This window comes from Nocardiopsis sp. Huas11, from assembly GCF_003634495.1.
In the GTDB taxonomy this organism is placed as follows: Bacteria; Actinomycetota; Actinomycetes; order Streptosporangiales; family Streptosporangiaceae; genus Nocardiopsis.
In genome coordinates, this window is sequence record NZ_RBKY01000001.1 from 930,472 (window position 1) to 949,080 (window position 18,609).

The window sequence follows — 18,609 nt, forward strand, 5'->3', positions numbered from 1 at the left end:
CCCCACGGCGAGGGGCGCCCGGCACCGCGCCGGGCGCCCCTCGCCGTGTCCGGGTCGGGCGGCGGCCGCGCGAACCACCGGCATACAAGGTTCGACAATGCCGCACAACACAAGCAGACAGTCATCACTTGGGCCACATTGGCCACAGAGGGTAGCTGAAACCACTGGTCGCGTGTGGATCTTCGCTACGCCGACCAGCAGAAGGGCGGCCGATCTTCACTGACGTTCGGCATTGTCGTATTATGCAGTGGACATCCCTCTGCAACGTGGAACCCGGGCGACCGCGCGGATCCCCGCCATCCCTCCCGACCGGTTGGAGCACCAGCCATGACAGTCCAAGCCCACCAGAACGACATCGCCTCCTCGCGCGCGAGCACGCGCGAGGAGCTCGAGCGAGGCACCTTCGACCTCCTCGTGATCGGCGGCGGCATCCTCGGCACGTCCGTCGCCTGGACCGCCACCCAGGCCGGCCTGCGCGTGGCCATGGTCGACTCCGGGGACTTCGCCGGGGCGACGTCGAGCGCCTCCTCCAAGCTGGTCCACGGCGGACTGCGCTACCTGCAGACCGGCAACGTGCGCCTGGTCGCGGAGAACCACAAGGAGCGCCGCTCCCTCGCCTCGGACGTGGCCCCCCACCTGGTCAACCCCATGCCGTTCCTGGTCCCCATCTACAAGGACGGCCCCCACGGCGCCGCCAAGATGGGCGCGGGCGTGTTCCTGTACTCGGCGCTGTCGGCGTTCGGTGACGGCATGGGCCGCCTGCTCTCCCCCGCCCAGGCCCGCCGCCTGGCCCCCGGCCTGCGCACCGACGGGCTCAAGTCGGTGGCGGCCTACAGCGACCACCAGATGAACGACAGCCGCATGGCCGTGATGACCGTGCGCGCGGCGGTGGACGCGGGAGCGGTCGTACTCAACCACGCCGAGGTCGTGGGCCTGCGCAACACGCACGGCCGGGTCACCGGAGCCGACCTGCGCGACCGTGTCGGCGGCCAGGAGTTCGGGATCGACGCGCGCCTGGTCCTCAACGCCACCGGCCCCTGGGTGGACCGGCTGCGCCGGATGGAGGACCCGGGCGCCGCGCCCAGCGTCCGCCTGTCCAAGGGCGCCCACCTGGTCCTCAAGACCCCGGAGCCGTGGCGCGCCGCGCTGACGATCCCCGTCGACAAGTACCGCGTCTCCTTCGCCATCCCGTGGGAGGGGCGCCTGCTCCTGGGCACCACCGACGAGGAGTTCACCGGTGATCCCGCGGACGTGGGCGTGGTGCAGGCCGACGTCGACCAGATCCTGGGCGAGGCCGCCGTGGGCATCGACGCCCCCTACCTCGACCCGGCGCACGTGGGCTACTCCTTCGCGGGTCTGCGCGTGCTGCCCGGCGGATCCGGGGACAGCAGCACCGCCAAGCGGGAGACCGTGGTCACCCAGGGCCGCGGGGGCATGCTGTCGGTCGCGGGCGGCAAGTGGACCACCTACCGCCACATCGGGCGGACCGTCCTGGAAGAGCTGCGCCGCGTCTCCGCCGTGCCGCTGGCCGAGGACATGGCCGACCCCCTGCGCACCGTCCCGCTGCCCGGTCTGGCCAGCCCGGACGCGGTGGCCCAGCGCATCATCATCGACCGCGATCCGGGTGCGCGGATGGACCCGCTGGTCGCGCGGCACCTGGCCTCGCACTACGGGAGCCTGGCCATGGACATCGCGGCCCTGGTCCGCCGGCAGCCCGAACTGGGCGAGCGCCTGCACCCCGAGGGGCCCGACATCCGGGCCCAGGTGGTCTTCGCGCGCGACCACGAGTGGGCGGTGACCGCCGACGACGTCCTGCGCCGCCGCACCACGGTGACCGTGCGCGGCCTGGACACGCCCGAGGTGCGCCGGATCACCGAGGAACTGCTCCAGAGCTGAGCGCCCGCGGGCGCGGACCCCGGTCCGCGCCCGCCCGGGACACCGGCCCCAGGGGCGCGGCCCTGGGGGACGGCCCCGGCGAGGCGGCCCCTGAGGGCGGCCCCTGGGGGCGGCTCCGCTCGCACCGGCGGCCGACCCGGGCACGAACCGCCCCCGGACACAACGAGGACGCCCCCGGAAGGCTGTACCTTCCGGGGGCGTCCTACGACGTTGCTACGTCTTAGATAGCGACGACGTTCTCGGCCTGCGGGCCGCGCGTGCCGGCGACGACATCGAACTCCACGCGCTGGTTCTCCTCCAGGTTACGGAAGCCCGTGCCCTGGATCGCGCTGTAGTGAACGAAGGCGTCGGGGCCGCCATCGTCGGGGGAGATGAAGCCGAAGCCCTTCTCGCCGTTGAACCACTTCACAGTTCCCTGAGCCATGTTTTCTCCTTCAGCTCGGTGTACACGGACGCATACTCACGCGCCCGATAATTGCCGCGAGCCGATCCATGAGAAACCGCCCGCCGGTCACAAACTCCGCGGGCAAGACACCAACTGCGAAATTCAACGACTAACAATCACTACTGAACTTATCACAGACGAGCGCGCTGTCGAGAGTCCTGAGTGTGGCAACACGCACGGCTTCTTGAGGAATACGATCCGATGGATCGGGTAACCCCTGTGGCGCCTGGGATGGACGCCCGCATGTCACCCTCCGCTTACGCGGATGTCACCGGCGTGTCGTCCGCCCACGTCAGGGCGTGTGGCGCTGTGAAGGGGCCGGGACCGAGCGGGTCGCGCCGGCCGGGAAGAGCGCGTACGCCCCTCACACACGCGGAGACACCGCCGCGGCGTGCGACGACACCCCGTCCGGGCACCGGTCCACGGGCGGAACGAAGCCGCACGAGAGCGCAGGAACCGGGGCGCCCGCCGTCGAATCGGCGAGCGATATCGACCTTTCCCGGCCGGAGTCGGGCACGGGCGAAGAACCGACACGCCGACTTCCCGGACACGTCCGCTCCCCCGATGCCCCACTCCCCCGCCGGACCGTGCCTCGCACCCGGTCCGAACCGCCCGGTCCGAACAGCCCGGTGGGGCCGCCCCGCCGTTCCCGACGGGCGAGGCGGCCCGGGGGTGGTCCGGCGGGAGCGGCCTCAGCCCTGGTCGATGCCGACGAAGTGGCCCGCCTCGGCCTCGATGAGGGGGGCGGAGTCGTCGCCCTCCTCGACCGTGGGCAGCTTCACGTCCTCGGGCGGGTTCGCCGCCAGCTCCGCGTCCACCTCCGCCCACGTGCGGTGCAGCTGCGGCACGCAGGAGAGCAGGTGGCGGCTGTAGGGGTGCAGCGGATTGTCGAACACCCGCAGCGTGGGACCCATCTCCGCGATGGCGCCCTTGCGCAGGATCACCGACTTGTCGCTGACGTAGTTGCCCAGCGACAGGTCGTGGGTGACGAACAGGATGCCCAGCCCGCGCTCCTTGAGGTCGCCGAGCAGGTTGAGCACGTCGATCCGGGTGGAGGCGTCCAGCATGCTGATGATCTCGTCGGCCACCAGCAGCTTGATGTCCAGCAGCAGCGCCCGCGCGATCAGCAGGCGCTGGAGCTGGCCGCCGCTGAGCTGGTGCGGGTACTTGTTGAGGACGTTCTCCGGGTCCAGGCGCACGGTCCCCACCGCCGCCAGCACCTTGTCCTTCCAGTCCGCGTCCGAGACGCCCGGGAAGTAGGAGCTGCGGATCATCGCGAAGACCCGGTCGGCCTTGAAGATCGGGTTGAAGCAGCTGAACGGGTCCTGGAAGACCCCCTGCACCTTCCGGTAGTACTCCTTGCGTGCGGCGAACCCCTTGATGGTGGTGAGGTCGGTGCCGTCGACCGTGATCCGGCCCGACGTCGGCCTGAACAGGCCCAGGACCATCTTGCCGATGGTGCTCTTGCCGCTGCCGCTCTCACCGATGAGCGAGACGACCTCGCCCGGCTTCACCGTCAGGCTGACGTCGCGGACGGCGCGCAGCCGTCCCCCGCCGAACGCCCCCACCCGGTAGACCTTGTGCACGCGGTCGAGTTCCAGCATGGTCTGCCTCACCCCGTCTTCCAGCAGGCGGCCCAGTGGCCGGGTTCGATCTCCAGCAGCGGCGGCTGCTCGGAGCACTTGGAGAACGCCATCGGGCAGCGGTCCTGGAACCGGCAGCCCTTCGGCGGGTGGAGCAGTCCGGGCGGTGTGCCGGGGATGCCCTCCAGGCGGGCCTGGTCCGCCGTCGACCCGACCTCGGGCAGCGCCGAGATCAGCATCTTGGTGTACGGGTGCTGCGGGTTGTTGATGATCGTGCTCGTGGAAGCCTTCTCCGCGATCCGGCCCGCGTACATCACCATGATCGTGTCGGCCATCTGGTACACGAGCGAGATGTCGTGGGTCACGAACACCATGCTCTTGACGTAGCCGCGGTCGCGGAACTCCACCATCGACTCGGCCACGGAGCGCTGCGTGGACACGTCCAGCGCCGAGGTCGCCTCGTCGGCGATCAGCAGCGACGGGTTGAGCAGCGTGGACATCACCATGACCACGCGCTGCTTCATCCCGCCGGAGAGCTCGATCGGGAACCGGTTGAGCACGTCGGTGTCCAGGCCGACCAGCTCCAGTCGGCGCTGCAGCTCCTCGGCGATGTCGGCCGGACGGAGCCCGCGCGAGCGCAGCAGCTCGTTGATCATCTTCCCGACCTTGCGCGTCGGGTTGAGCGCGCTCATCGCGTACTGCGGGATCAGGGAGATCTCGTGGTAGCGGAAGGGCACCATCGCGTCGTCGTCGGCGATCGGCACGTCCTTGCCGTCCAGCTCGATCGTCCCGCCGACGTGGCGCATCCGGGAGTCCAGCCGGATCAGGCTCTTGCCCAGGGTGGACTTGCCGCAGCCCGACTCGCCGGCCAGGCCCATGATCTCGCCGTCGGCGAGGTCGAAGGTGACTCCGTCGAGGGCGTGGACGTCCCCGCGCAGGGTCTGGTAGTAGACCTTGAGGTCCTTGACGCGCAGGGTCATCACAGCTCCCGCAGCTTGGGGTTGAACACTTCGTCCAGACCCACGTTGAGGATGTACAGAGAACCGACGATCGTGGTGATGCCGAGGCCCGGCGGAATGAACCACCACCACATCTGCAGCTGCAGCGCGCTCCAGGCGACCGCGCTCTCCAGCATCAGGCCGAGCGAGACGCCGTTGGTCGGGCCGAGGCCGATGAAGTCCAGGCCGGCGGCGATGAGGATCGCGCTGCCGAAGAGCAGGATGAAGGTCATCACCAGGTAGGAGCTCATGTTCGGAGCGACCTCGGTGGTGATGATCCGCCAGGTGCGCCGTCCGCTGAGCCGGGCCAGGTCGACGAAGTCGCGGGTCGCCAGGGACAGGGTCTGCGAACGCACCGCGCGCGCGGCCCACGGCCACGAGGTCAGACCGATGAACAGGCCCTGGACGACCATGCCGCGTGCGTCGAGGTAGGCCACGGCCACGATCAGGACGACCATGGTGGGCAGGACCAGGACCACGTTGGTGAGCATGTTGAGGATCTCGTCGACGATCCCGCCCTTGTACCCGGCCACGAAGCCGACGGTGGTACCGATGACGAAAGCGACGCCGCCGCCGAACACGCCGATCAGGAACGTGGAGCGCACACCGTAGACGAACTGGGCCCAGATGTCCTGGCCGAAGCTCGTCGTGCCGAGCCAGTACTCGCCGTTGGGCGGCTGGCTCTTCGGACCGACGTAGGCGTTGGGGTCGTCACTGACGAAGAAGGGGCCGATGAGCCCGATGAGCAGGAGGACGAGGACGATGCTCGACCCGATGAGGAGCTTGGGGTTGCGCCGTGCGAAGTGCAGGGTCTCGGAGATCTTGCGCTCCCCGATCGGTTCGGGGGCGGCGGCCCCATCGGCGCCCGGGGCGCCGGCGACGTTGGTCATGCCGCTCCTCCTGTCATCTGGACCCTGGTACGCGGGTCGACCAGGACGTAGACGATGTCGATGATGAAGTTGGCGATCAGGACTCCGACGACCACGAACAGGAAGATGCCCTGGAGCAGGAAGAAGTCGCGGCTGGTCAGGGAGTCGAGGATCAGGGAGCCCAGACCCGGGTAGTTGAAGACGATCTCGGTGAGCAGGGCTCCGGCGATGATCGTGCCCAGCTGGACGGCCAGGCCGGTGATCTGCGGCAGCATGGCGTTGCGGAACGCGTAGCGGCGGATCAGCTTGCGGGGGGCGCCCAGCGCCTGCAGGTAGTTGGAGTAGTCCGCCTCCAGCTCGTAGATGATCATGTTGCGCATGCCGATCGCCCAGCCGCCGAGCGCCACGACGAACATGGACAGGAACGGCAGGAACCAGTGCATGACCAGGTCCCAGATGAACTCCCACGTGAACGCGGGGATCAGGGAGAAGCTGTAGCCGTTGGCGACGGGGAACCAGCCGAGCACCACGGCGAAGGTCCAGGCGAGCAGCAGGGCCAGCCACATGTACGGCGTCGCGGTGAGGACGTAGCCCATCGGCAGGATCGTGTTGTCCAGCACCTTGCTGCGGGCCGCGAAGGCGCCGAAGCGGTTGCCGACGATCCAGCTCAGGATGATCGCTGGCAGCAGGACCGCGAGGGTGTAGGGAACCGCCCGCAGGATGATGTCGGTCACCGGCTCGGGGTACAGCATGATGCTGATCCCCAGGTCACCGCGGAACAGTCCGGCCCAGAAGCTCAGGTACTGCTGCCACAGCGGGGTGTCGAGTCCGAAGAGCTCGTTGTAGTAGGCGTTCATGCGTTCGAGCGCCTCGGGGTCACTGATCGAGGCGCGGGAGAGCATGCTCCGGATGGGGTCGCCCGGCATGAACCGGGGGATCATCCAGTTGATCGTGACCGCGACGACGAACGTCAGCAGGTAGACGGCCAGTTTGCGGCCGATGTAGCGCCACACACTTTCCTCCAGGGTGATGGCGGCGGACGGTCAGGGGCCCGTGGCCCGGACCTCGTGGAGTGGGTTCCGGGCTCGGGACGCGGTGGGTTCCTCGTCGCCCCGGCGGCGGCTCCTCGGTGCGGAATCCAGGGCGTCCCTCGTGGGGCGGGCGCCGAGGGGGGCGGCTCGCGCCCCACCGGGACACGGCCCCGGCCGGACCGGACCCGTGACGGCCGCACTGGCTCGTCACGGGGGTCGCGGTCCAGCCGGGGCAGGGATCGGCCGGGGCGGGAGGTGGGAGCTCCTGACGCCCCGGCCTCGATTACTCGGCGGCCGGCTCGAGCTCGGCGAGCATCTGCACGGCGCTGAGTTCCAGCCATCCGTTCCAGAGCGCCGCCGGGTAGTTCGGCGTGTCGTCGTGCTCGGTGGGCCAGTTCGTCCAGTGGTTGGTGCTGTGCTGCGCCCAGAGGCCGTTGTACCAGAGCGGGATGGCCGGCAGCTCGGTCAGCTGGACCTCCTGGATCTGCGAGCTGAGCTCGACCTGGCCCTCGATGTCGTCGACCGGCAGGGCCGCGAACTCCTCGACCAGGCTCCAGACCTCCTCGTTCTCGTACCGACCGAAGTTGACGGTGGTCTGCTGGTCCTGGACCGGCTGCTGGAAGAGGTAGTCGTAGTAGGTCCAGGGCGTGTTGCTCTGCTGGCGCTCGTTGTTGATGAGCATGTCGAACTCACCGGCGTTGCGGTTGTCGACGAGCAGGTCGAACTCGGGGAAGTCCGCGGTGACGTTGATGCCGATGGCCTGGGCCTGCTCGGCGATCAGACGGGCCGACTCCATCCAGTCGGTCCAACCGGACGGCACCTGCAGGGTGAGCTCGATGGGGTCGCCGTCGGGCGTCTCGACGAAGCCGTCCCCGTCCTCGTCGAGGTAGCCGTTCTCCTCCAGGAGCGCGACGGCCTCGTCCTGGTCGAAGGTGAAGCCCTCCTCGGCGACCAGCTCGTGGTCGATGAACTCGTCCCAGGCCGGGAGCAGGCCGGTCGGGCTGGCGCCCTCGACCAGGTTGGAGTACGGGCCCTCGATGATCGCCTGCATGTCGATCGAGTGGGCCAGCGCCTGACGGAAGTTCACGTCGTTCATCGGCTCACGGTCGTGGTTGACCACGAGCCAGGCGGTGTTGGCGCTCTGCATGTACGGGGCGCTGTCGTAGAAGCTGGTCAGCGTCTCGTCGCCCTCCAGCACCTGGTCGATGCCCGGGAGGAAGTTGTTCGACAGGTCGACCTCGCCCTGGGACAGCATGTTCATCGTCACCTCGTTGGAGGCGTTGACGATGTCCACGATGTAGCGCGCGTCCATGTCCATGTCGAGGGCCTCGACGCCCCACCAGTCGTCGTTGCGCTGCCAGACCATGCGGTCGTCGGCGTGCGTGTCGTAGACGTAGGGGCCGGTGACGACCGGGTCCTCCATCGGGTTCTCGATGATGTCGGTGTCGGACATCTCGGACCAGATGTGGGCGGGGAGGATGGGGTTGGTGTAGGCCCAGTTCATCCACTCCTGCGGACGGGACTCCGAGAACGTGACCGCCACGGTCAGGTCGTCGACGGCCTCGACGGACTCGACGTAGTCCCACACGTTGCTGTAGGGAACGCCCTCCACCTGTCCGAGTTCGAGCGTGGTGACCACGTCCTCGGCGACGAGGGGCTCGCCGTCGGTCCACGTGATGCCCTCACGGAGGGTGATCTCGTGCACGTTGTCGGCGGTCCACTCGTCGCTCTCGGCGAGCCAGGGGACGTACTCGCCCTCGGCCGAGTCGAAGAGAAAGAGCGGCTCGTAGGCCAGGCCGATGGTGCCGACCGCGTACTGGCCCTTCATCATGGGGTTCCAGCTGACGGGTGGGCCCCAGGCGGTGCCCGTCGTGTACAGCGTCTCCTCTCGGGGGTAGGACCCCGAGTTGCCGTCATCTTCTCCGCCGCCACTCGAGCAGGCAGTGGCCGCCATGGCCAGTGCTGCGAGTGCCGCCGGTAGCCGCAGCGATCTCATCTCGACTCCTCCTTCGACCCGGACGGCCCGTGGGGGGGTCCCCTAGAGCTGGGAGCGCTCCCAGACGATGCCGGGATGGGCCGTTTGCTGAACCGGGTAAGTGACGTTAACAACAACATGCTCGGACGAACGCCGTCAATCCCAGACACTTCGCTGTTATGGCCTTGTAACAGCAGCGATGGGTGCCGGTCATGCTCTCCGGGGGCCTGTGCTGGCCCTCGGGTGCAGTTCCCCTCTCGGTGCCTCACGGGGTTCCAGGGGTTCGGCGGCCACGGCCAGGGCCAGCATCCGCGCCACCTCGCCGCCGCAGAAGGGCACGTCCCGCGAGACCGCGGTCAGCGACGGCCTGACCAGCTGGCACAGCACCGAGTCCTCCCAGGCCACGATGGACAGCCCCGAAGGCACGTCCACGCCCATCTCCCGGGCCACGCCCAGGCCGGCCACCGCCATCAGGTCGTTGTCGTAGACCAGTGCGGTAGGACGATCGGACCTGGCCAGGAGCTTGCGCGTGGTCCGCGTCCCGGCCTCGCCCGTGTAGTCGGCCTCGATGGTGAACGCCTCGTGCAGCTCGGCCTCGCACGCCGCCCGTTCGAAGGCCTGCGACCGCACCCGCGAGTGCACGAGGCCGCCTGGGCCGCAGACGTGTGCGATACGCTCGTGCCCGAGGGCGGCCAGATAGTGCACCACCTCGCGCATCGAGCCGGCGTCGTCGCTGTACAAGCACGGCAGGGTGCCGGCTCCGTCGGGCCCGCCGAGCACGACCGCGGGCAGCGCCAGGTCCTCCACGAGGGCGACACGGGCGTCGTCGACGCGCAGGTCGACCAGGATGACCCCGTCCACCCGACGTTCGGCCGCCCAGCGGCGATACACCGCCAACTCGGCTTCCGCGTCCTCGGTGACCTGCAACAACAGGTCCGTTCCGGTGGCGGCGAGCTCGGCCTCAATACCCGAGACCAGCTGCATGAAGAACGGCTCGACGCCCAGCGAGTGCGCCGGACGGTCGACCACCAGGCCCAGGGCGCCGACGCGGCCACCCGGCGAGAGCGCCCGCGCGGTGCTGCTGGGCGCCCACCCGAGATCGTGCGCGATCGCCAGGATGCGGGCGCGGGTCGCCTTGGAGACCCCCGGCCGATCGTTGAGCGCGTACGACACCGCCCCCTTGGACACCCCCGCCGCTTTGGCGATGTCCATGATGGTCGGACGCCGCATTAATGCCCCCACTTCGCCTCCTTTGCTGAACCGGTTAAGCAGACGGCATGGGATTGTAACGCACGCGACTCGCGCCGCCAGGGGCGCGAACGGGAGTCGGGGCCGCGATCGGAACGGTCAGTGACCGCCCTGGCATCCGGGGCACCAGTACAGCGTGCGTCCCGCCAGCTCGCGCGCGGCCACGGGAGAGGCGCACACACGGCAGGGCTCACCGGTCCGGTAGCAGACGTAGAGCGTGTCGGGCCGGGGCACCGGCCGGGCGTCGGGATCGGGCCGGTCCTGGGGGCGGGTGGTGATGATGTAGCCGTCGCGGACGCCGTCGCGCAGCAGTGCGGCCAGGTCCGTCCACAGCCGTTCCCACTGGTCACGGGTGAGGTCCCGGCCCGGGGTGAGGGGGTCCAGCCCGGCGCGGAAGAGCGACTCCGCGCGGTAGATGTTGCCGATTCCCGCGACCACGTCCTGGCGCATCAGGAGCGCCGCGATGCTCGTGCGCGACCGGTGCACCGCGCGCCAGGCGCGGTCGGGGTCGGCGTCCTCGCGCAGGGGGTCGGGCCCGAGCCGGTCCTGGACGGCCGCCTTCTCGTCCCCGGTGATGACCTCGCAGACCGAGGCGCCGCGCAGGTCGGCCCAGCCGGTCGTGTTGACGAACCGGACCCGGACCGCCCCGACCGGTTCCGGGGGCACCACGAAGCCCTCCGCGTCGCGCGTCAGGTCCAGGCGGCCGCCGCCTTCGGCCCTGGGCGCGCCCAGGTGCCGTTCGCCGTCGGCGTCGCCGAAGGTCCACGCCCCGTACAGCCCCAGGTGGACCCGCACCCACTCTCCGGAGTCGAAACCCAGGAACAGGTGCTTGCCGTGCGCCTCACTCTCGGTGAGCACACGGCCGTCCACACGCGCGGCCCCTTCGGCGAAGCGCCCCTGCGGGCTCCACGCGCGCACCGCCGTGCCCCCGAAGGCCTTGTCGAAGTGCGCCGCCAAGCGGTGCAGCGTGTGCCCCTCAGGCAACTCCGGCCCCCTGTTTTTCTGGCGCCCTCGCAAGCTCGGACGCGCATTCGGGGCGCTGGAGGCCAGTGTTCTTCGTCGTCGACTTGACTGGCTCGCAATCCCGCCCGTCGCCCGCCACCACCCTCAACGGACGCCTGCGGCGCGGTCCATCCTGCCGCGGCCCCGTCTCCTCCTGCAGAACACTGGCGCGCCCCTCACTACTACCCCTGTGGTCACGCCACCTGAACGGCCTACGTCCAACCCCCTGGACACCCGTGGGCCGAACGGCAAGAAACACTCATGGGAAACACTAATGGGCGGACAGGATCTCGTCGACGAGGGCCTCCGGGTCGGCCAGGCAGCGCCAGGCGGGCACCACCACGACGGGGTCGCCGGTGGTGCGGTTGAGCGCCTCACCGCGCTCGACCAGGTGGCGCAGGCCGCGGCCGTGGGACTCGCGGTCCAGCAGGAGCAGCAGCCGCCGGGCTCCGAAGCCCACCACCAGGTCCGTGGTCCAGCCCTGGACCGCCTGCCCGGTGAGCACGCTGGTCCCGGCCTCGCGCAACCGGTCGGCCAGGGCGGCGCGCGCCGGATCGGTCCCGACGGCGTCGGCCTCGGCCGCGCCGGCCAGCAGGTCCCCCAGCGGGCCGTCGTCGCCGGACCAGTAGGCGCGGTCGCCGACCACCACCAGGCGACGGGTACGGGTGAGGACACCGGACCACAGGTGGTTCATCCGCCGGACCCGGCGTTCGGCGATGGCGGGCGACCCCTTGGCCAGCATGGGCGACAGGACGGTCAGGTCGACGGTGTCGCCGTCACCGCCGAGCAGGTCGGCGCCGCCCACCCGGACCTCGTGCCGGAGCACGCGCTTGTCCAGCAGCCGCCGGATCAGCGCCACCTGCGGCTGGGTGGGCGCCACGACCGCCATCGTCGTGCCGGGCGGCACCTGCGCGTCCAGTTCGTCCACGACCACCAGCACGCGGTAGGCCTCGTCCCGATTGATGTAGGAGGCGCCCGGCGCGGCCTCGCAGGTACCGGCGACGTCGCGCCAGTCCACTGCCTCCCGGCCCGACACGTCGGGGGCGGTGCGCACCGCGACGCGACCGCCGTAGCAGCGCCGCGAGGCGATCTCGGCGAGCTCCGGCGAGGCCCCGTGGTGCTCGTCCAGCCACAGCAGGGGCGGGGCCGCCTTGTAGGCCGCCCGCAGCGCCGAACCGTAGCCGTGCCGCAGGCCGCGGGCCTCCAGCTGGTCGGCGGTGATCCCGGCCGTCGACAGGGCGCGCCGCTCCTCGTCCGGCTCCAGCGTGCTCGTCGGCCCCGGGTGGGCCGGGTCGCCGATCACCACGGCGCGCGTGGACCGGTAGAGCACCGGCAGGAGCTCGGCGACCCGGGTGCGCTCGGCGCCCGCCACGACCACGAGGTCGAACAGCCCGGCCGTCGGCGGCAGGGACCGGGCGTGGTCGGTGCGGCACACCCACGCGGGCAGGGTGTCGAGGAGGGTGGCCAGACCCGGCCATCCGCTCCCGTGGTGCCAGTTCAGCGTCTCCAGGCGGTTCTCGATGGCGGCCCGGCCCCGGCGCAGCCGGGGTTCGGTCATCGCGCGCAGGCAGGCCGCCCCGGACCGCCGGTGCCGGTCGCCCGCCTCGGCGAGCTCCGCGGTGAGCCGGCCCAGCGGCGCGCAGCCCGTGCGGCGGTCGACGGCCGCGCGCCACTCGCTCTCCATCCGCGCGACCGCGCACAGCCGGACCAGGGTCTCCGCATCGGTCGCCACGCCCAGCTCGCGGCGGATGGCGGTCCGGTGCTGCAGGCCCGTCAGGCCGCCGGCCCTGGCCCGTTCGGCGCGGTGCAGCCAGTACTCCGGGCCGCCGTGCTCGGGGGTGAAGAGCCGGTCGGGGTCCCAGCCCTGGGCGATGCCGTGGACGCGTTCGACCGCCAGCCGGGCCAGCGCGTGGCCGCCGGAGGCCATGGTGTCCATGGTCCGCCACACCTGCTCGATGCGGGCCCAGGCCTCGGCGAGATCGCGCCGGTGCCGCGCGGCCTCCTCCGCCGAGGTCGGCGTGCCCGCGCCGTCCGCCGGCGGGTCGGTGTGGTCGGCCAGGAGCCCTTCGAGCAGGCGGATCTCGGCGGCGCGCTGCCTCGGCCCGCCGATACGCACCACGGGGTGCGCTGGAGCGTGCCCGGCCCGGCGCAGGACCTCCCGGACGTCGTCATCGGAGGCGGCGCAGACCAGTACGCGCTGGCCGTGGCCGACCGCCGTGCGCACCAGGGCGTCCACCAGGTCGGCCATCCCGCTGCCGGGCGGGGCCGCCGCCACCGTCAGCTGCTCGTGCATGGCGGACCGCACGACGGCGGACTGGGACTGGGTGAGCGCCGTCGCGGCGATGGGGGGCGTGTCGTGCACGACGCCCGGCTCGGCGGCCTCCCCGTCCGGGCGGTCGGGCGCCGCGCGCGCGGCGCCTCGGCCCGTCCGGCCGCGTCGGCGCCGGCCGTGGGACCGGGTGTCGGGCCCCGCGGCCGCGGCAAGCGGGCCGCCCGCGCCGGAGGATCGGCCGAGCAGGGACTCCAGCGCGGTCCCGCCGAGCTCGTCGGGGTCGAGCCCGTCGCGGTCGGCGGGGTCGAGGTCGGCCAGGATCCCCTCGACACCGCCCGGTTCGGGGTCGTCGGTGTCGAACTGGCCGCCCGGGCCGGCCCGGAAGACCACGGCGACGTTGTGCGCGCCGGTGTCCATGACCCGGGGCACGCCCCGGGTGCCGAGGGGGTCGATGTCGTCCACCCGCTCGATCTCCAACCGGCTGAGCAGGGTGCGCACCTTGGCCGCGAGTTCGGCGACGGCCGCGGGCCGCCGGACGGTGTCCGGGGCTCCGGTGCGCAGCCTGGTCCGCAGCTCGAACAGGTCCTCGGGATCGGTGATGCCCAGGCGCCGCAGCAGCGCGCAGTTGACGTCGGGCGGGCCGACCGGCCGGACCAGCGGACCCTGCGCGCCGGTGGGGTCGTAGGTCCCCGTGGCCGCCTCCAGGTCGTCGACCACCCGCACGTCCACGGTGAGCAGCGGCAGCGCCGCCCGGTTCGCCCCCTCGCCGACGACCACCAAGGGATAGCCGTAGCGCAGCGCCTGGCCCCGGCGCAGTGACAGGCGCAGGACCCGCGCCGACTCCGGATGCAGCGGCAGGGTCTCGCGCGCCCCGCTGAACAGCAGTTCGGGGCCCGTCGGCAGGCACGCGCAGGTGTCGGAGTCCACGTGCTCGGCCCGGAGCTCGTGCGTGTGCACGGCCTCGCGGCTCAGGCAGGCGCGCAGGTAGGACAGCAGGGACCGGACCTCGGAGCGGTCGATCGGCGGCTTCCACCGCAGCGCCGCCTTCCCCACGCCCGAGCGGGTGACCTGGGTGACCGGTCGGATTCCGACCGCGCCGACCACCGTGGCCCCCAGGCCTCCGGTCTCGTCCTCGTCGTCCCGCAGTGACCTCACAACAACCCCCGGCCTCGCGCGCGAACAGAGTGACCGCGCGACTACCCCCTGCTAGCAGGCTCCATTGTCGCGGACGGGCTCGTGCGAGATCCCTGGAATGCCGGAATACGTCCCGACTTTCACCCTGCGTGATGCCGGTCAGCCGCGCACGCGCAGGGCGATCCAGAGCTCGGCGCGGTAGTCGGGATCGTCCAGGTCCCCCGGCAGCAGGTCGCGGATGCGGCGCATGCGGTAGCGCAGGGTGTGCCGGTGGACCCCCAGGGCGTCGGCCGCGGTGTCCCAGCGGCCCGAGGCGGCGAGGTAGGCGCGCAGGGAGGCGAGCAGTTCGACGGAGGTGCGCTGCCCGGTCAGCGGGGCGAGCAGGTCGTCGGCCATCCGCGCGCCCGCCGGGGTGTCCACGAGTCCGAGCAGCCCGCCCGGCAAGTCCCCCGCCCGCACCAGCGCGTCCTCGCCCTCCTCGGCCGCCTCCAGGGCACGCTCCGCCTGGGACAGGGCGGGGGCCAGGTCGCCGTAGCCGGCGGCCTCGCTGACCCCGACCGGACCCTCCAGGGCCTCCCCCAGCACCTCGTCCGCGGTGTCGGCGGGGGCCAGGAGCAGGCCCCGGCCCTCGTGCTCGGTGGCGAGCACCCCTTCGGCCGGGGCGGACACGCCCAGTCCGGCGGCCAGGGCCACCACGACGGGTTCGGGCGGGAGCAGCCGCCGCAGGCCCGCCGCGCCGGGCGAGCCGGGGTCCAGCGCTCCGGTGACCAGCGCCGTCAGGACGCCCTCGCCCCACGCGGAGCCCAGGCCCGGCGCGGTGCGCTCCAGTTCCAGGGACAGCAGGGACACGGCCGCGTTGACCAGGGTGCGGTCGTCGGAGCCGAGCCTGCGCCCGGTCCCGACCGCGAGGAAGCCCCGCACCCGGCGCCCCGCGGACAAGGGCTGGGCCGACACGTGCGTGCCGTCCTCGGTCAGGGACACGCTGGCGCGGGGCCCGGCTCCGCGCAGGCGGGAGAGCTCGGCGGTCACCACGGCGGAGGCCCCGGCGGCGCCCTCGGGCGCGGCGTGGCGGACGGTGCCGTCGGCGGCCAGCAGCAGCACCCACCCGTCGAGTTCACGCGCCAGGCGGTCCACGATCGAGGCGGCCCCCGACAGCGCGGCGCGGGTCAGCGCCCGCTGCGCGGTGAAGGCCCGGGTCAGACCCTCGTACTCCTCCTTGGCGAGAAGCCGGGAGACCTCCTTGCCGACCGCGATGAACGGGGTCTCCCGGGCCACCTCGACCAGGGCGAGGCCGAACTCGGCCGCCGCCTCGCGCAACGGCTCGGGGGTGCGCTCCAGCACCACGCCGGCCCCGAAGCCGAGTCCCGCCACACGGCGCTCGGCCAGGCGGCGGACGTACTCGCGCGGATCGGGCGCGACGTCCGCCCAGCGCACGCCGGTGGTGAGGACGAGTTCGCCGCCCGCGAGGTAGGGCGTGGGGTCGGTCAGCTCGCTGACGGCCACCCACTCCACCCTGCGGTCCAGGCCCTCGTGCCCGGTCAGCAGGGACAGGCGCAGAGTGGGCGTGCGCAGCAGCGCGCCCAGGGTCGGCGGCATCGGCCCTCCCCTCCACGTACTCGGCGGCCCGGACCCTGCCGCATTGGCACAGGTCCCTGGTTCGATTATCCACCGTGTCCATGTGTGCCGTGTGCGGACCGGCCTAGTGTCGTGCGGGTCGGAACCGATGCCCCACCCCGAGCCCGCCCAGAAGGAGGCAGCCGCATGGCCACGACCGAGGTCGTCCAGTCCCGTCGGATCGTCACGGAGATCCCCGGCCCGAAGAGCCGCGCGATCCAGGAGCGCCGCGCGTCCGCCGTCGCCCAGGGCGTGGGCAGTGTCCTGCCCGTCTACGTCGAGCGCGCCGGCGGCGGCATCGTCGAGGACGTCGACGGCAACGCCCTCATCGACTTCGGCTCCGGCATCGCGGTGACCAACGTCGGCAACGCCGACCCCCGCGTGGTGGAGCGGGCCTCCGAGCAGATGGGCCGCTTCACGCACACCTGCTTCATGGTCAACCCCTACGAGGCCTACGTGGACGTGTGCGAGGCCCTGAACCGGGTCACGCCGGGCGACCACGAGAAGCGGTCGATCCTGCTCAACTCGGGCGCGGAGGCCGTGGAGAACGCGGTCAAGATCGCCCGGAGCGCCACCGGGCGCCAGGCCGTCGTCGTCTTCGACCACGCCTACCACGGCCGCACCAACCTCACCATGGGCCTGACCGCGAAGAACATGCCCTACAAGCAGGGCTTCGGCCCGTTCGCCGGTGAGATCTACCGCGTGCCGATGGCCTACCCCTACCGCTGGGCGACCGGGCCGGAGAACTGCGGGCCCGAGGCCGCGGCCCAGGCCATCGACCAGATCACCAAGCAGATCGGCCCCGAGAACGTCGCCGCTGTGGTGATCGAGCCGATCCAGGGCGAGGGCGGGTTCATCGAGCCCGGCGCCGGGTTCCTGCCGGCCGTCGTCGAGTTCTGCCGGGCGAACGGCATCGTGTTCGTCGCCGACGAGGTGCAGACCGGTTTCGCGCGCACCGGCGACATGTTCGCCTGCGACCACGAGGGCATCGTCCCGGACCTGATCACCACGGCCAAGGGCATCGCGGGCGGTCTTCCGCTGGCCGCGGTGACCGGCCGCGCCGAGCTGATGGACGCCGTGCACGGCGGCGGCCTGGGCGGCACCTACGGCGGCAACCCGGCGGCCTGCGCGGGCGCGCTGGCCGCGCTGGAGGCCATCGAGTCCGACGACCTCGTCGGCCGCGCCCGGGAGATCGGCGAGCTGATGCTGGGCCGCCTGCGCGAGCTCGCCGCCAAGTACGACGTCATCGGTGACGTGCGCGGACGCGGCGCGATGGTCGCGATCGAGCTGGTCAAGGGTGAGGACAAGACGCCCGACCCCGAGGCGCTGGCGAAGGTCCTGTCCTACTGCCACTCCCAGGGCCTGGTGCTGCTCAGCGCGGGCACCTACGGCAACGTCGTGCGCATGCTGCCGCCGCTGGTGATCGGCGACGACCTCCTGCACGAGGGCCTGGACATCCTGGCCGAGGGCTTCGCCCGGCTTTCCTAGGGCCCTGCTTTCTGGCGCCCTCACTCCACCGTCCCGGGGCGGGAGGCGCCCACCTTCCCGCTCCGGGACGGTTCCACCGTCGCCGCGGCCCCGGCCGGAACCGGCCCGGGGTCCGGCACGCGTGGTGCGCGAGGCGGCAGGCTGCCCAGCAGCACCCCGCCGACGACCAGCGCGCCGCCGATCAGCTCACCCGGGCTCACGGTCTCGCGCAGGACGACCCACGCGGCGGTCATCCCGACCACCGGCACGAGCATCGAGAACGGGGCCACCACGCCCGCCGGGTGGCGTGTCATCAGCCAGGTCCACACACCGGACCCGAGCACGGTGCCGACCACCACGGTGTAGGCCAGACCGGCCAGGGCGCCGAGCGCGCCGGGTTCGTCGAAGGAGGTCAGGGACGCCCCGATCCGCGCGGGCCCCTCGATCGCCAGGGCCAGGGCGAGCATCGGCAGCGGCGGGACCACGGACATCCACAGGGTCAGGCGCAGCGGGTCGGCCGGCTTCGCCAGCCGGTTGCAGGTGTTGCCGATCGCCCACCCGAACGCCCCCGCGAGGGTGAGCAGGAACGGGATGACCGTGGCGTTCTCCGCGCGCTGCCAGCCCACCAGGGCCATCCCGCACACGGCCACCACGATGCCGATCAGCTGCCGGCCGTTGAGGCGTTCGCGCAGGAACGTCGCGCCGAGCAGCACGGTGAACGGCGCCGAGGCCTGCAGGACCAGCGAGGCCAGGCCCGCGGGCATCCCGGCGGCCATGCCCCAGTACAGGAACATGAACTGCAGGGTGCCGAAGCCGAGCCCGTACCCGACGAGCCAGCGCACCGGCACCTTCGGCCACGGGACGAACAGGACCGTGGGAACGGCGATCAGCGCGAAGCGCAGGGCCACCAGGAAGAACGGCGGGAAGTGCGCGAGCGAGGCATCGATGGCGATGAAGTTCAGGCCCCACATGAGCGCGACGGACAAGGCGAGCAGACGGTGACGGATCGGCATGTGTCCTAGGTCAGCAGGAATCTCCCTTAAGCACAATCAATAGTTCCAACACCCACTCTGTA

The 18,609-nt window shown here is 71.7% G+C and carries 13 protein-coding genes; 2 read left to right on the forward strand and 11 right to left on the reverse strand.

Annotated features, from left to right (window positions below; all coding sequences use genetic code 11):
* Nucleotides 1-327 precede the first annotated feature (327 nt).
* Entirely contained in the window at nt 328-1,896 is a 1,569-nt protein-coding gene (locus DFP74_RS04115) for a glycerol-3-phosphate dehydrogenase/oxidase (RefSeq protein WP_121180478.1), read from the forward strand.
* Nucleotides 1,897-2,116: 220 nt separating this feature from the next.
* Here the strand turns inward: DFP74_RS04115 and DFP74_RS04120 are convergent, their stop codons facing one another.
* The 10 genes from DFP74_RS04120 to DFP74_RS04165 form a co-directional block, all read right to left on the reverse strand.
* Complete coding sequence (locus DFP74_RS04120) at nt 2,117-2,320, reverse strand: cold-shock protein (protein ID WP_053615475.1); 204 nt, start codon at nt 2,318-2,320, stop codon at nt 2,117-2,119.
* A 713-nt stretch (nt 2,321-3,033) separates the two neighbouring features.
* Entirely contained in the window at nt 3,034-3,945 is a 912-nt protein-coding gene (locus tag DFP74_RS04125; protein ID WP_121188022.1) for an ABC transporter ATP-binding protein, read from the reverse strand.
* Nucleotides 3,946-3,953: 8 nt separating this feature from the next.
* A complete protein-coding gene (locus tag DFP74_RS04130; RefSeq protein ID WP_121180479.1) occupies nt 3,954-4,904 on the reverse strand; it encodes an ABC transporter ATP-binding protein in 951 nt (316 codons plus the stop codon).
* Nucleotides 4,904-5,812 (reverse strand): ABC transporter permease, encoded by a 909-nt coding sequence (locus DFP74_RS04135; RefSeq protein WP_121180480.1) that lies wholly within the window; start codon nt 5,810-5,812, stop codon nt 4,904-4,906. Before DFP74_RS04135 ends, DFP74_RS04130 begins: the two co-directional genes overlap by 1 nt.
* A complete protein-coding gene (locus DFP74_RS04140) occupies nt 5,809-6,804 on the reverse strand; it encodes an ABC transporter permease (RefSeq protein WP_121180481.1) in 996 nt (331 codons plus the stop codon). The genes DFP74_RS04135 and DFP74_RS04140 overlap by 4 nt, the downstream gene beginning before the upstream one ends.
* Before the next feature lie 301 nt (nt 6,805-7,105).
* Entirely contained in the window at nt 7,106-8,818 is a 1,713-nt protein-coding gene (locus tag DFP74_RS04145; RefSeq protein WP_121180482.1) for an ABC transporter substrate-binding protein, read from the reverse strand.
* A 189-nt stretch (nt 8,819-9,007) separates the two neighbouring features.
* Nucleotides 9,008-10,027 carry a LacI family DNA-binding transcriptional regulator gene (locus DFP74_RS04150; protein WP_121180483.1) on the reverse strand — a complete coding sequence of 340 codons (1,020 nt, stop codon included), beginning with the start codon at nt 10,025-10,027 and terminating at the stop codon, nt 9,008-9,010.
* Nucleotides 10,028-10,144: 117 nt separating this feature from the next.
* Nucleotides 10,145-11,029, reverse strand: a complete 885-nt coding sequence (locus DFP74_RS04155) for an Fpg/Nei family DNA glycosylase (protein ID WP_121180484.1) — start codon at nt 11,027-11,029, stop codon at nt 10,145-10,147.
* A gap of 289 nt (nt 11,030-11,318) precedes the next feature.
* Nucleotides 11,319-14,474, reverse strand: coding sequence for a DNA helicase (locus DFP74_RS04160; protein WP_121180485.1), 3,156 nt, complete (start codon nt 14,472-14,474; stop codon nt 11,319-11,321).
* A 138-nt stretch (nt 14,475-14,612) separates the two neighbouring features.
* A complete protein-coding gene (locus tag DFP74_RS04165; protein ID WP_121180486.1) occupies nt 14,613-16,049 on the reverse strand; it encodes a PucR family transcriptional regulator in 1,437 nt (478 codons plus the stop codon).
* A gap of 165 nt (nt 16,050-16,214) precedes the next feature.
* Here DFP74_RS04165 and gabT point away from each other — a divergent pair, with 165 nt between their 5' ends.
* Nucleotides 16,215-17,555: a 4-aminobutyrate--2-oxoglutarate transaminase gene (gene gabT / locus DFP74_RS04170; protein WP_121180487.1), complete on the forward strand. Its 1,341-nt coding sequence runs from the start codon at nt 16,215-16,217 to the stop codon at nt 17,553-17,555.
* Between the two features lie 20 nt (nt 17,556-17,575).
* Here gabT and DFP74_RS04175 read toward each other — a convergent pair whose 3' ends face one another.
* Complete coding sequence (locus DFP74_RS04175; protein ID WP_121180488.1) at nt 17,576-18,547, reverse strand: EamA family transporter; 972 nt, start codon at nt 18,545-18,547, stop codon at nt 17,576-17,578.
* Between the last annotated feature and the right edge of the window lie 62 nt (nt 18,548-18,609).

Bases quoted from the DNA above. Each gene is read 5' to 3' on its own strand.
- DFP74_RS04115 (WP_121180478.1), top strand. From the start codon at position 328: ATGACAGTCCAAGCCCACCAGAACGACATCGCCTCCTCGCGCGCGAGC.
- DFP74_RS04120 (WP_053615475.1), bottom strand. From the start codon at position 2,320: ATGGCTCAGGGAACTGTGAAGTGGTTCAACGGCGAGAAGGGCTTCGGC.
- DFP74_RS04125 (WP_121188022.1), bottom strand. From the start codon at position 3,945: ATGCTGGAACTCGACCGCGTGCACAAGGTCTACCGGGTGGGGGCGTTC.
- DFP74_RS04130 (WP_121180479.1), bottom strand. From the start codon at position 4,904: ATGACCCTGCGCGTCAAGGACCTCAAGGTCTACTACCAGACCCTGCGC.
- DFP74_RS04135 (WP_121180480.1), bottom strand. From the start codon at position 5,812: ATGACCAACGTCGCCGGCGCCCCGGGCGCCGATGGGGCCGCCGCCCCC.
- DFP74_RS04145 (WP_121180482.1), bottom strand. From the start codon at position 8,818: ATGAGATCGCTGCGGCTACCGGCGGCACTCGCAGCACTGGCCATGGCG.
- DFP74_RS04150 (WP_121180483.1), bottom strand. From the start codon at position 10,027: ATGCGGCGTCCGACCATCATGGACATCGCCAAAGCGGCGGGGGTGTCC.
- DFP74_RS04165 (WP_121180486.1), bottom strand. From the start codon at position 16,049: ATGCCGCCGACCCTGGGCGCGCTGCTGCGCACGCCCACTCTGCGCCTG.
- gabT (WP_121180487.1), top strand. From the start codon at position 16,215: ATGGCCACGACCGAGGTCGTCCAGTCCCGTCGGATCGTCACGGAGATC.
- DFP74_RS04175 (WP_121180488.1), bottom strand. From the start codon at position 18,547: ATGCCGATCCGTCACCGTCTGCTCGCCTTGTCCGTCGCGCTCATGTGG.